Annotated in this window: 10 protein-coding genes; 4 read left to right on the plus strand and 6 right to left on the minus strand. The window is 55.1% G+C overall.

Annotated features, from left to right (window positions below):
* On the minus strand, nucleotides 1-222 hold the full coding sequence (cspD, locus tag ACW14G_RS07915; protein ID WP_163447745.1) for a cold shock-like protein CspD: 222 nt from the start codon (nucleotides 220-222) through the stop codon (nucleotides 1-3).
* A gap of 395 nt (nucleotides 223-617) precedes the next feature.
* Between cspD and clpS the strand changes: the two genes are divergently transcribed.
* The 3 genes from clpS (at nucleotide 618) to ACW14G_RS07930 (ending at nucleotide 3,646) form a co-directional block, all read left to right on the plus strand.
* Nucleotides 618-938 carry an ATP-dependent Clp protease adapter ClpS gene (gene clpS, locus ACW14G_RS07920; RefSeq protein ID WP_064548721.1) on the plus strand — a complete coding sequence of 107 codons (321 nt, stop codon included), beginning with the start codon at nucleotides 618-620 and terminating at the stop codon, nucleotides 936-938.
* A gap of 29 nt (nucleotides 939-967) precedes the next feature.
* Nucleotides 968-3,244: an ATP-dependent Clp protease ATP-binding subunit ClpA gene (clpA, locus tag ACW14G_RS07925; RefSeq protein ID WP_163447744.1), complete on the plus strand. Its 2,277-nt coding sequence runs from the start codon at nucleotides 968-970 to the stop codon at nucleotides 3,242-3,244.
* 171 nt (nucleotides 3,245-3,415) lie between these two features.
* The gene (locus ACW14G_RS07930; RefSeq protein WP_249022096.1) at nucleotides 3,416-3,646 is read left to right on the plus strand and encodes a DUF2554 family protein; all 231 of its coding nucleotides are present in this window, start codon (nucleotides 3,416-3,418) and stop codon (nucleotides 3,644-3,646) included.
* A 105-nt stretch (nucleotides 3,647-3,751) separates the two neighbouring features.
* Here ACW14G_RS07930 and infA read toward each other — a convergent pair whose 3' ends face one another.
* From infA to trxB, 5 genes are all read right to left on the minus strand, one after another.
* A complete protein-coding gene (gene infA, locus ACW14G_RS07935; RefSeq protein ID WP_001040187.1) occupies nucleotides 3,752-3,970 on the minus strand; it encodes a translation initiation factor IF-1 in 219 nt (72 codons plus the stop codon).
* 284 nt (nucleotides 3,971-4,254) lie between these two features.
* The gene (aat, locus tag ACW14G_RS07940) at nucleotides 4,255-4,959 is read right to left on the minus strand and encodes a leucyl/phenylalanyl-tRNA--protein transferase (protein WP_223802236.1); all 705 of its coding nucleotides are present in this window, start codon (nucleotides 4,957-4,959) and stop codon (nucleotides 4,255-4,257) included.
* A gap of 41 nt (nucleotides 4,960-5,000) precedes the next feature.
* Nucleotides 5,001-6,722, minus strand: coding sequence for a heme ABC transporter ATP-binding protein/permease CydC (gene cydC / locus ACW14G_RS07945; RefSeq protein ID WP_223802237.1), 1,722 nt, complete (start codon nucleotides 6,720-6,722; stop codon nucleotides 5,001-5,003).
* Nucleotides 6,723-8,489, minus strand: coding sequence for a heme ABC transporter permease/ATP-binding protein CydD (gene cydD, locus ACW14G_RS07950; RefSeq protein ID WP_249022095.1), 1,767 nt, complete (start codon nucleotides 8,487-8,489; stop codon nucleotides 6,723-6,725). It abuts the gene before it with no gap.
* A gap of 123 nt (nucleotides 8,490-8,612) precedes the next feature.
* Complete coding sequence (gene trxB / locus ACW14G_RS07955; RefSeq protein WP_163447739.1) at nucleotides 8,613-9,578, minus strand: thioredoxin-disulfide reductase; 966 nt, start codon at nucleotides 9,576-9,578, stop codon at nucleotides 8,613-8,615.
* A gap of 550 nt (nucleotides 9,579-10,128) precedes the next feature.
* Between trxB and lrp the strand changes: the two genes are divergently transcribed.
* Nucleotides 10,129-10,623, plus strand: a complete 495-nt coding sequence (gene lrp, locus ACW14G_RS07960; RefSeq protein ID WP_000228469.1) for a leucine-responsive transcriptional regulator Lrp — start codon at nucleotides 10,129-10,131, stop codon at nucleotides 10,621-10,623.
* Nucleotides 10,624-10,679 lie beyond the last annotated feature (56 nt).

Consider the following 10,679-nt stretch of genomic DNA (forward strand, 5'->3'; position numbering starts at 1 on the left):
CTAGGCGGCTGTTTCTGCTTCCACGGGGATAATCAGGCTAGCATGATTACCTTTCGGCCCCTCGTGGACATCAAACTGGACGGCTTGTCCGGCTTTTAACGTTCTGTACCCATCCATCTGGATGGTGGAGTAATGGGCGAAGATGTCCTCGCCACCGCCTTCCGGGCAAATGAAACCGAACCCTTTGGCATTGTTGAACCACTTAACAGTACCCATTTCCATACTTCGACATCCTTCGTAACTCTATTATACGTTTATAAGTAGATGGAATGAACCGGTGGTGGAGTCAGGAGTTGTTCAAAACCTCACCAACTCTCGCCAGTACAATTTAGATATTTCGCACAGTGCGTCAAGCGTTTGCGGAGGGCTAAAGGGGTAAAATGCATCAAAATTTGAAGCAGTTAACGCTATTGACGGGAATGTGACAGAGTTCGCGAATGGCAGCTATAGGTGATAGTTATCTATGATCTACAGTAAATTGAGAGCCTGTATGTGCAAGAACGAAAGGTAACGTGCTGGCCGGGGAAATGTGTCATTAATCCTGTCAATAATACGGAGCCATACGTGTACGCAGCCTCGTCAGCAGCAATTGATGACACCGACGATGATGACTGACAATGAGTAAGACCAGAGACTGGCTGGACTTCGACCAGCTTGCGGCAGATAAACTTCAGGATGGGCTTAAACCCCCGTCAATGTATAAAGTGATATTGGTCAATGATGATTACACTCCGATGGAGTTTGTTATTGACGTGTTACAAAAATTCTTTTCTTATGATGTAGAACGCGCAACACAGTTGATGCTAACGGTTCACTATCAGGGTAAAGCAATTTGTGGTGTTTTTACGGCAGAAGTCGCCGAAACCAAAGTTGCGATGGTGAATCAGTACGCGAGGGAGAACGAGCATCCGCTGCTGTGTACGCTGGAACAAGCCTGATACAGGCATGAAAATTGGGGGAGGTGCCTATGCTCAATCAAGAACTGGAACTCAGTTTAAACATGGCTTTCGCCAGAGCGCGCGAGCACCGTCACGAGTTTATGACCGTCGAGCATCTGTTGCTGGCTCTGCTTAGCAATCCATCTGCCCGTGAAGCGCTGGAAGCGTGCTCGGTTGATTTGGTGGCGCTGCGTCAGGAACTCGAAGCCTTCATCGAACAAACCACGCCGGTTCTACCGGTCAGTGAAGAAGAGCGCGAAACACAACCGACGCTCAGCTTCCAGCGTGTTCTGCAACGCGCGGTCTTCCACGTCCAGTCTTCCGGGCGTAGCGAAGTGACCGGCGCTAACGTCCTGGTGGCGATTTTCAGCGAGCAGGAGTCGCAGGCCGCCTATCTGCTGCGCAAACATGAAGTCAGCCGTCTCGACGTGGTGAACTTTATCTCTCACGGCACGCGTAAAGACGAGCCAAGCCAGCCTTCCGATTCCGGAAATCAGCAACCTAATGAAGAGCAAGCAGGCGGGGAGGAACGTATGGAAAACTTCACCACCAACCTTAATCAGCTTGCTCGTGTTGGGGGCATTGACCCGCTGATCGGTCGCGACAAAGAGCTGGAGCGCGCCATTCAGGTGCTGTGCCGCCGTCGTAAAAACAACCCGCTGCTGGTGGGGGAATCCGGCGTCGGGAAAACGGCGATTGCCGAAGGCCTGGCATGGCGCATTGTGCGCGGTGACGTGCCGGAAATCATGGCCGACTGCACTATCTACTCGCTGGATATTGGCTCGCTGCTGGCGGGCACCAAATACCGCGGCGATTTCGAAAAACGCTTTAAAGCGCTGCTCAAACAGTTAGAGCAGGATACCAACAGCATTCTGTTCATCGACGAAATCCACACCATTATCGGTGCGGGTGCCGCGTCGGGGGGCCAGGTGGACGCGGCAAACCTGATTAAACCGCTGCTCTCCAGCGGCAAGATTCGGGTGATGGGCTCGACCACCTACCAGGAATTCAGCAATATCTTTGAGAAGGACAGGGCGCTGGCGCGTCGTTTCCAGAAAATTGATATTACCGAACCGTCGGTAGAAGAGACCGTGCAGATTCTGAACGGCCTGAAACCGAAATACGAAGCACACCATGACGTACGCTACACCGCCAAAGCGGTGCGCGCGGCGGTGGAACTGGCGGTGAAATACATCAACGATCGTCATCTGCCGGATAAAGCGATTGATGTCATTGATGAGGCTGGCGCCCGCGCTCGCCTGATGCCGGTGAGCAAGCGTAAGAAAACGATTAACGTGGCGGACATTGAATCCGTGGTCGCGCGCATTGCGCGTATCCCGGAGAAAAGCGTCTCCCAGAGCGATCGCGATACGCTGAAAACGCTCGGCAATCGCCTGAAAATGCTGGTATTTGGTCAGGATAACGCCATCGATGCGCTGACGGAAGCGATTAAAATGAGCCGTGCGGGTCTCGGCCACGAGCATCGCCCGGTGGGCTCCTTCCTGTTTGCTGGCCCGACCGGGGTAGGTAAAACGGAAGTGACCGTCCAGCTGGCGAAGGCGATGGGCATTGAGCTGCTGCGTTTCGATATGTCCGAATATATGGAACGCCACACGGTGAGCCGCCTGATCGGCGCGCCTCCGGGATACGTTGGTTTTGATCAGGGCGGCCTGCTGACCGATGCGGTGATTAAGCATCCGCACGCGGTACTGCTGCTGGACGAAATCGAAAAAGCGCACCCGGACGTCTTTAACCTGCTGCTGCAGGTAATGGACAACGGCACGCTGACGGATAACAACGGCCGCAAAGCCGATTTCCGTAACGTGGTGCTGGTGATGACCACCAACGCCGGCGTACGTGAAACCGAGCGTAAATCGATTGGTCTTATCCAGCAGGACAACAGCACCGACGCGATGGAAGAGATCAAAAAGATCTTTACGCCAGAGTTCCGTAACCGTCTGGACAACATTATCTGGTTTGATCATCTGTCTACCGACGTGATCCATCAGGTGGTGGATAAGTTCATTGTCGAGCTGCAGGTTCAACTGGATCAGAAAGGCGTCTCGCTGGAAGTGAGCCAGGAAGCCCGCAACTGGCTGGCCGACAAAGGCTACGACCGGGCGATGGGCGCGCGTCCAATGGCGCGTGTGATTCAGGATAACCTGAAGAAACCGCTGGCTAACGAACTGCTGTTTGGTTCGCTGGTGGACGGCGGTCAGGTGACCGTGGCGCTCGATAAAGAGAAAAATGCGCTGACCTACGGCTTCCACAGTGCCCAGAAGCACAAACCGGAAGCGGCGCATTAACGGCGAGCACTCGCATTAAAACGAAAACCGAGCTGATAGTGGCTCGGTTTTTTTTGTCTCTCGTTTCTCGGGCGACGTTGACAGATCATTTTCGCAAATTTGAACTGTTGAATAATAACCCGACGTAAGCCGCGGCATGCTAACGACAGGATTTAGCCGAACGGTGGGATGATGTTGACAAAAGCGTTATCGGTGATGTTGCTGACGTGTGCCTTATTTTCTGGCCAACTGATGGCGGGGCATAAAGGCCACCAATTTTTGTGGGTTAAGAACGTCGGTCACCAGCTACGCCATGAGGCTGATAGCGATGAATTGCGCGTGGTGGCGGAAGAGTCGGCTGAAGGGTTGCGGGATAGCCATAACTGGCGAAAGGCGCATAAACCCGACACTTATGTTTTATGATACGGATGAAAGAAAGCCAAAAAAAATGCCCCGCATAAGCAGGGCATCACATTCGGCAAATAGCGCTCGGCGAACTTCGCGCCAGACGCTCATTATCTGCGGTGATTAGCGACTACGGAAGACAATGCGGCCTTTGCTCAGGTCGTACGGGGTCAGCTCAACAGTCACTTTGTCGCCCGTCAGGATGCGGATGTAGTTTTTGCGCATTTTACCGGAGATGTGTGCAGTAACCACGTGACCGTTTTCTAACTCTACGCGGAACATGGTATTAGGTAACGTTTCGAGAACGGTACCCTGCATTTCAATATTGTCTTCTTTGGCCATCTAATCCTCTGGGGTATCACTACCGTAATTTGAACCGGCAAGATAATGCCGAAGTTCATCATGTAAGTAAAGAATTGTCCGTCTTAATCGGCGAAAGTCGTTTTTGCGCATTACCCTTTCACCACACCAAAACAGCGTGTGATGGGCGCGAACCAGGCCGGAAATAGCAGGATAAACGTGGGCGTTATCTGACTCGAATGATTCCCAAACGGCGGCGGGGCAAAAGGCAGAAGCGACTCTCGTCGGCAATTATATCATCCTGATGGAAATTGTGCTGAAAACATTTACGCTTCAGGTGAAAAGAGCTGCCCCGGAACCCAGAATTTGTCCTCCAGCGGCTGCATGCGTAGCGTATTGAGATATTCAAGGTAGTCGCGGCGAGGTATCTCTATCGCGCCCAGAGACGCGGTATGGCTGTTTAACACCTGGCAGTCAATCAGTTTGCCGCCCGCACGGCTAAACGCCTCACAGAAGACGTACAGCGCGGTTTTAGAGGCATTCTCCGCGCGGCTGAACATAGACTCGCCGCAAAAAAGCTCGCCCATCGCGACGCCGTACATGCCGCCAACCAGCGTTTCTCCCTGCCAGACCTCGATAGAATGCGCATGACCCAGCTCATGCAGGCGATGGTAGGCCTGGCTGATGCTGGTGGTGATCCAGGTACCTTCGTGGCGATCCTGCGCGCAGCCCTCGATGACCTGACTAAAGGCATAATTGAGCGTGACGCGATAGGGCGAGTGGCGATGAAAGCGTTTCATACTGCGGCTGAGATGGAACTGCTCGGGCCACAGCACGGCGCGAGGATCTGGCGACCACCAGAGGATCGGGTCGCCGGGCGAAAACCACGGGAAGATCCCGCGTTGATAGGCCATTAGCAGACGCGCGGGACCAAGATCGCCGCCGAGCGCCAGCAGCCCGTTGGGTTCACGTAATGCGCCCTCCGGGGAGGGAAAAGCAATCGAATGACGAGAAAGCTGCACAAGGCGCATGTCGCGAAAACCCCACGAAACTAAGTTAACTCAATCATAGTCTACAGACGCTGTTTGAACTGGTAGTAACGACCTTGTTTTGCCAGCAGTTCTGTATGATTACCTTGCTCAATAATTTGCCCGTTGTCCATGACAATTATCCGATTAAAGCGCGCCAGGCCACGCAGGCGGTGGGTAACCATCAGCAGCGTTTTTTCGCGCATGACTTCAGCCAGCAGTTCAAGAATCTGGCTTTCTGTGGTGGCGTCCAGTCCTTCGGTCGGTTCGTCCAGCAGCATCAGCGGCGCATCGTGCAATAGCGCACGGGCAATGCCCAGACGGCGCAGTTCGCCGCCAGAAAGCTGGCGGCCGCCTTCGCCAAGCCAGCTGTTGAGACCGGCATCTTCCAGCAATTTCTCCAGCCCCGTGCGATGCAGTACGTCACTAAGCATATCGTCGGTGGCATCTGGCCGGGCCAGCAGCAGGTTGTCACGCAGCGTGGCGCTGAACAGATGCACGCGTTGCGGCACCAGGCTCATAGTTTGACGTAACGTCTGCTCATCGAACTGATTAAGCGCGATATCGTTGAGCAAAATGCTGCCCTGCTGCGGATCCCATGCGCGGGTTAGCAGTTGCAGGAGCGTTGATTTGCCGCAGCCGGTGCGCCCGAGGATAGCGATATGCTCCCCGGCTGCCACGTGCAGCGAGAGATTTTCCAGCGCGGGTTGCGTCTGCTCTGGATAGGTAAAGGCGACCTCCTTCAGCGTGAGCGCTACCTGCTGTGGACGAACGCTGGCCTGCTGCGGGAAAGTGACTTCCGGCTGTTGCTCGATAATCTGGCTCACGCGCAGCGCTGACGCAATCACCTGTCCCAAATGCTGGAACGCGCCGGTCACCGGGGCCAGAGCTTCAAAGGCCGCCAGCGCGCAGAAAACAAACAGTGCAATCAATGCGCCCGGCTGGGCGATATCGCCCACGCCGCCGGCGGCAAGCCACAACATCGCGACCACGGCTGCGGCGCCAATCAGCAGCATCAGCGCCTGAGACAGCGCGGTCAGTTCAGACTGGCGGCGCTGCGCGTCGTGCCAGTTAAGCTCCGTCTGTTCCATTTGTTTACGATAGCGATCGCTGGCGTTGAAAATGGTCAGCTCCGCCTGTCCTTGCAGCCAGCCGGTGAGCTGCTGGCGATATTGACCACGCAGCGTAGTGAGCTGCTCGCCGGTGGGTTTACCCGCGCGATAAAACAGCGGTGGCAGTATCAGCAGCGTGGCGAGCATAATTCCGCCGAGCGTCAGGGCCAGATTGACGTCCAACAGGCTTAATCCGGCGGTAACGACCAGGATAACCACCAGCGCGCCAACCAGCGGAGAAATCACGCGCAGATAGAGATGATCCAGCGTATCGACATCGGCCACCATGCGGTTGAGCAGCTCGCCCTGACGAAAACGCGCCAGCCCGGCAGGTGAGAGCGGCAGCAGTTTGCTGAAGGTGAAGACGCGCAGATGCTGCAAGACGCGGAAAGTGGCGTCATGGCTGACCAGACGTTCAAAGTAACGCCCGGCGGTACGGATAATCGCCGCGCCGCGCACACCCGCCGCAGGCAGCATGTAGTTAAAACTGTAAGCGCCAGCAAACCCGACCACCGCCGAAGCGGAGAGGAACCAGCCGGAAAGCGTCAGCAAGCCGATGCTGGCGAGCAGCGTCACAATCGCCAGAACCACGCCGAGGCTTAATAGCCATTTATGGCGTTTATAGAGCGCCAGATAAGGCAACAGTGCGCGCATTTAGATCTCCTCCTGACGATTGGCCAGCAGGCTGGCGAAAACGCCGTTGGCTGCAACCAGCTGCGAATACGAGCCTTGCTCGATAATCTGGCCGTTTTCCATGACCCAGATAGCGTCCCACTCGGTAATACCTTCCAACTGGTGGGTGACCATCAGGGTCGTTTGTTGCGTTGAGGCTTCACCCAGCGCCTGCATGACGCGCTGTTCGCTATGAGCATCAAGGCTGGCGGCAGGTTCATCGAGCAGCAGCAGACGGCAAGGAGCGAGGAGGGCGCGGGCGACGGCGACGCGCTGCGCCTGGCCGACGGAGAGGCGTGCGGACTGCTCGCCAACCGCGGTATCAATGCCGTCAGGAAGCTGCGGCAGAAACTCATTGACCCACGCTTTTTCCAGCGCCTGATGCAATTGTTCTTCGCTGGCCTCCGGGTTGCCCAGCAGCACGTTCTCGCGCAGCGTGGAGGCCGGCAGCTGTGGATTTTGACCGACCCAGCTCATCAATCGATGCCAGCTTTCCGGTTGCAGATGACGGAGTTCGATACCGTTGACCTTCAGCGAACCGCTGTAGGGGAGGAAACCGGCCAGTGCGTTCAACAGCGAGCTTTTACCGGAACCACTTTGCCCCACCAGCACCACTCGCTGCCCGGCATTGAGCGTGAAGTTGAGCGGGCCGACGAGCATTTTGCCTTCCGGCGAAGTGATGAACAGATCTTTCGCGCAAAGCGACACCGGCTCGCTGGTCTCCAGTATCTGCTCACCCTGTTCCGGGTGCGCCAGCGGCGCTTCAAGGAAGGTTTTCAGGCTGTCGGCAGCGCCTACCGCCTGGGCTTTGGCGTGGTAAAAGGTCCCCAAATCGCGTAGCGGCTGGAAGAATTCAGGGGCCAGAATCAGCGCCAGGAAGCCGGAGGAGAGCGTGACCGCCGCGCCGTAGCTGCCAAAATTCAGCTCACCGAGGTATGAGAAACCGAAATAGACCGCCACCAGTGCAATTGAAAGGGAGGTGAAAAACTCCAGTACGCCGGAGGAGAGGAACGCCAGGCGCAGAACTTCCATGGTGCGCTGGCGAAAATCCTGCGAGGCTTCGCGGATATTGTCGGTCTCGGCTTTTCCACGGCCAAAAATACGTAAGGTATCCATGCCGCGCAGACGGTCCAGGAAGTGGCCGCTCAAGCGCGCCAGGGCCAGGAAGTTGCGGCGGTTGGCGTCGGCGGCGCCCATGCCGACCAGCGCCATAAACAGCGGGATCAGCGGAGCGGTGGCCAGCAGTATCAACGCGGCGACCCAGTTGGACGGGAAAATGGCGACGACGATCAGCAGCGGCACGCAGGCAGCCAGCGCCATCTGTGGCAGGTAGCGGGCGTAGTAGTCGTGCATATCGTCAATTTGCTCAAGAATCAGCGTCGCCCAACTGCCGGCCGGCTTGCCCTGAATCCACGCCGGGCCAGCCTGTTGCAGACGGTCCAGCACCTGACGGCGAATCTCAAAGCGAATCTGTTGCCCGGCATGAAAACCGACCCGCTCGCGCAGCCACACCACCCAGGCGCGGAGGACGAAAACCAGCACCAGCTGAATAAACGGCATCAGCAGCGCCTCGCGCGGAATGTTCTCCATAATCATATGGTGAAGGATGCGGGCCAGCAGCCACGCCTGAGCAATAATCAGTATCCCACTGGCGAAGCCGAGCAGGCGGGAGAGCATCAACCAGCGGCGAGACAGGACGCTTTGCTGTTTGAGCCAGCGGGTGAGTTCTTGTTGGCGACTTTTATTCATTGGGCGCTTAGCAGGTGGCTTATGGATAATGGTTTCAGTTATGGGCGCGGCAATGTTACATCGCAGAAAAAATAAAGGCGACTTATCGTCGCCTTTTTTACTTTTGTTACTGACTTGTAAAGATTATTTGCAGGCGTCGGCCAGACCGTCGAGGTAGCGTTCCGCGTCCAGCGCCGCCATACAGCCGGTGCCCGCAGAGGTGATTGCCTGACGGTAAATGTGGTCCATTACGTCGCCCGCAGCGAACACGCCCGGGATGCTGGTCTGGGTGGCGTTGCCGTGGATACCGGACTGCACTTTGATGTAGCCGTTTTCCAGCGCCAGCTGGCCTTCGAAAATCGCCGTGTTCGGGCTGTGGCCGATAGCCACGAACAGACCTGCGACGTCCAGCGATTCAATATCATCGCTCTCGGTTGAACGCAGACGCAAACCGCTCACGCCCATCTGATCGCCGGTCACTTCTTCCAGCGTACGGTTGGTGTGGAGCACGATATTGCCGCTTTCCACTTTATCCATCAGACGCTTGATGAGGATTTTCTCCGCGCGGAAAGAATCACGACGGTGAATCAGGTGCACTTCTGATGCAATGTTGGACAAGTACAGCGCTTCTTCTACTGCGGTGTTGCCGCCGCCGATGACCGCCACTTTCTGATTACGATAGAAGAACCCGTCGCAGGTCGCGCAGGCGGAAACGCCGCGGCCTTTAAACGCTTCTTCCGACGGCAGACCCAGATAACGGGCAGACGCGCCGGTAGCGATGATTAACGCATCGCAGGTGTATTCGCCGCTGTCGCCGGTAAGACGGAACGGACGGTTTTGCAGATCCACGCTGTGAATGTGGTCAAAAATAATTTCGGTTTCAAATTTGGTCGCATGCTCGTGCATACGTTCCATCAGCAGCGGACCGGTCAGATCGTTCGGATCGCCAGGCCAGTTTTCCACCTCGGTGGTGGTGGTCAGTTGACCGCCTTTTTCCAGCCCGGTAATCAAAACCGGTTGCAGGTTTGCGCGTGCAGCATAGACCGCAGCGGTGTATCCCGCAGGTCCAGAACCAAGGATTAGCAGCTTACTGTGTTTGGCCGTGCCCATGAGATCCCCATAATTGTTGGCAGACATTGTTCGGGATTGTAGGGAATTTGTAGACGTAAAAAAAGAGCACAGCGATTTTGTTAACGATATGTGTAATAGAGTGAGCCGATTGATTGTTTATTTTAACATCAAAAAATATAACTATTTCTACTGTTCGCTGCTGGATTATAAGACGATTACATGTGAATCAAGCCCGCGTGATAATGAATATCTGGCATGTTGTACTAAAAAAAGATGTTTTGCTTTGACAATCACCTGTGCTTTTGCGACAACATTCAAGGAAGAAGAAAAGCAGTGTTTCGCGTGTGGTGAATTTTCATGCACGCAAATGCCATTTTTACCCGGATCACTGAAATCTACGTATGGTGTGGACAGACGTCATACGTGATGTCGGAGGGTGGCCGCGAGGCGCCGGGGCTTCTCATACGCAACCCCTGGGATATGCGTCGTTGCAGCAACAACGGCGTGTTGAAAACGGGAGAAGGCTCTGAACAGTGAAGTGCACAGAGTCAAGACAGGAGTAGGGAAGGAATACAGAGAGACAATAATAATGGTAGATAGTAAAAAACGCCCTGGCAAAGATCTCGACCGCATCGACCGCAACATCCTGAATGAGCTGCAAAAAGATGGGCGTATTTCGAACGTCGAGCTTTCCAAAAGAGTAGGACTTTCTCCGACCCCGTGCCTTGAGCGCGTACGTCGTCTGGAACGACAGGGTTTTATTCAGGGCTATACCGCGCTGTTAAACCCGCATTATCTGGATGCATCGCTGCTGGTATTTGTTGAGATTACTCTGAATCGCGGTGCGCCGGACGTATTTGAACAATTTAACGCCGCAGTGCAAAAACTTGAAGAAATTCAAGAATGTCACCTGGTATCCGGTGATTTCGACTATCTGTTGAAAACCCGTGTACCGGATATGTCGGCTTACCGTAAGCTTCTTGGCGAGACCCTGCTACGCCTGCCAGGCGTTAACGACACCCGTACTTACGTCGTGATGGAAGAGGTCAAGCAGAGTAATCGTCTGGTAATTAAGACCCGCTAAAACGGAACAGGTGCAAAATCAGCGTAGTTTGATTACACTCCTGTTAATCCATACAG

The organism is Kluyvera sp., assembly GCF_965301105.1.